We start from the raw sequence: 1389 nt of genomic DNA on the forward strand, positions 1-1389 counted from the left end.
AGCGCCATTTGGTTCGGAAAGCGCTGGATGTCGCCAATCTCCGAGATGAGGCCGGCAGCAAATATCGTGGAGATTCCCGGCACAGAAGTGAGCGTCTGCGGAATGGTGGCCAGATGCTCTTCAATCGCCTTCTGCAGTGACTTTGCCTGTTCTTGGAGCGAGCGGATAATCCGGATGTTGGAGGCCATCGCCAGATTCACGGCATCGGACATCGCTTTGGGCAATCGGTAAGAAGAACGAGCAGCTTTTTGCAAGGTCTGTGCGACCTCCTGCGGATTCTCAAAGCGGTTTTTGCTACACTTGACCACAAATGCCACGAGGTCTTCTACGGACATGTCGATGATGTCCTCGACACTGGCAAAGTGCTGCAATACCGCGAGGCTTGTCGCCGATGTCTTCTTGCCGAACGGTCCCGCCGCATAGCTGCTGAATTTCAGGAACAAATTGGTCAGCAGGAAATTGGTCTCCCGTGTCAAACATTGAGTAACGTGGAAACGAGTCCGGCACAGGCGCTGCAACGCAGCGATGGATTCGCTCCACGTGAAGGCACGGGGTAGATGACCGGATCGGAGCTTAGCGGCGATGAACCAGGCGTCTACCCTGTCGTTTTTCGGAGCGTCCAGATAGTGTGTTTTCTTGAACACCTTGATCAGACTGGGATTGAACACGTAGACGCTGTGCTCATACGGCGCGAAGCTAAGTACGCTCTCCAAGTAACGAGCGAGATGGCTGGAGTAACAACCGGTCGCTTCCAGACCAAAGCGTATGTGAGTAAGACTATGCTTCTGCATGAGAGCAAGAATCCGCTCTTGAAGAGCGAGAACGCCGGGTTCGTCATTAGGAACCGTAAACCGGCTCAGCGATTTGGCGGTATCACCTTCGGGCAGGCAACAAACAACGTTGTTCTTGCTGCTTACATCGATCCCGACAAATAAGATGTGGGGCATGAGATTCACCTCCTTTGATTGGACTCGGCGCTACGGTCCTGGGATGTCCTTGGAAAAGCTCTCCGCTTACAGCCTTGCGAGCTATTGGCATACACCGCGGCCCATCGGTGCACGAACCTTCCTCTGCTATGCGGAAGAGATGGCGACGCGCGGGATACAGTCAGCGTGTAGGAAAATACGGAAGAGGCCAAGGGGACACTCTCAGATGGAAGAACCCGACTGATCGAGTCTACAGGGGGAGAAGGAACATTCCCGTCGGTAGCACCTACTGGCATTTTCCCAAGGACAGCCCAAGATCGTAAACACCTATTTTTCGTCCCTTCGGGCCGCTCCCGCGCTTCGCTTGGGCTGCGTCCCCCACCGGGACCATTACATTCAGTTTTCAAGGTACAAAAATCATAAGAGCAACCCCCAAATCAGGAGCTGCTCTTAGCATACAAGG

Annotated in this window: 1 protein-coding gene; it reads right to left on the minus strand. The window is 53.9% G+C overall.

The genetic code is table 11. The features are described from left to right. Nucleotides 1-947 (minus strand): IS110 family transposase (locus G485_RS0117510; protein ID WP_027093561.1); only part of this gene is annotated, 947 nt, incomplete at its 3' end. Nucleotides 948-1389 lie beyond the last annotated feature (442 nt).

Origin of the sequence: Cohnella thermotolerans DSM 17683 (genome assembly GCF_000429825.1) — a bacterium.
Taxonomy (GTDB): domain Bacteria; phylum Bacillota; class Bacilli; order Paenibacillales; family Paenibacillaceae; genus Cohnella; species Cohnella thermotolerans.